The 1,101-nt window shown below is 37.0% G+C and carries 2 protein-coding genes; both read right to left on the minus strand.

Features of this window, described 5'->3' with window-relative positions:
- Positions 1-373 (minus strand): NusA N-terminal domain-containing protein (locus BT797_RS10010; protein ID WP_280522448.1); only part of this gene is annotated, 373 nt, incomplete at its 3' end.
- A 14-nt stretch (positions 374-387) separates the two neighbouring features.
- Complete coding sequence (rimP, locus tag BT797_RS10015) at positions 388-846, minus strand: ribosome maturation factor RimP (RefSeq protein WP_075471929.1); 459 nt, start codon at positions 844-846, stop codon at positions 388-390.
- Positions 847-1,101 lie beyond the last annotated feature (255 nt).

Below are 1,101 nucleotides of genomic sequence, written 5' to 3' on the forward strand. Positions count from 1 at the left end.
CTTCACGTACTTTTTGAATGATCACTTGTTTAGCTGTTTGCGTTGTTACACGGTCAAATACAACTGAATCAATTGCATCTTCAATGTAACCACCAACGTCGATTGTTTCATCGTCATATTTAGCTGCATCCAGGGTAATTTCTGCGAAAGGATTCTCTAATGGTTCACCTTTGTCATCAATTACAAGCCAGCGACGAAACGTCTCGAAATTACCAGTTTTACGGTCAATTTCAACACGAACTTCGATTTCGCCTTCATATCTTTTTTTAGTTGCTGTTGCTAGTGCAATTTCCAGTGCTTCGAAAATTTTCTCACGAGGTAGTGCTTTCTCGTTAGAAACTGCATCAACAACTAACAGAATTTCTTTATTCATTCCCGGACGCCTCGTTAGTCAAATTTTGGAATAATATTTGCTTTTTGAATATTTGCGTGTGCTAAGACTTCGTCTTTGCCATCAATTGTTACGGTGATCATATCACCATCAACACTTTTGATTACGCCTTTAATTTTACGACGGCCATTCACTGCCATACGTAATAATGCTTTAATTTCAGAACCACAATACTCTTGGTAATGTGATACTTTAAATAATGGACGTTCCATACCAGGTGAAGAAACTTCTAAGAAGTATTCTGTGCTGATTGGATCTTCAACATCCATGATAGCGCTAACTTGATGACTTACTTTCGAGCAATCATCAACAAAAATACCGTTTTCATGATCGATATAAACAAGTAACGTTGAATGTTTACCAGCTCGTGTAAACTCAATACCAATAAGTTCAAAACCTAACATTTCAACTGTTGGTTCTAACAATTCAGTTAGTGTTTGTTCTAAACTCGCCAAAACAACCCCCCTAAAAACAAAAAAAGGGCATATGCCCGTAATTTAAAAAATAAAAAGCCCCGACTATAAGGCGGGGCTTCTTACTACTAGACCTTGTATGCCACTTGCGCGGCGCTTATTAAATAAATAATAAGCAAGAAGCCAATAGTATTACGTAAATTACATTTACCAGAGATAAAATTAAATTTAAGTAATGCTATTTGCACACTGTTGACTAGCCTTATCAACAGGTATAAGAAATGGTTGCGGGAGCCG

The organism is Moritella viscosa, from assembly GCF_900120065.1.
Taxonomy (GTDB): Bacteria; Pseudomonadota; Gammaproteobacteria; order Enterobacterales; family Moritellaceae; genus Moritella; species Moritella viscosa.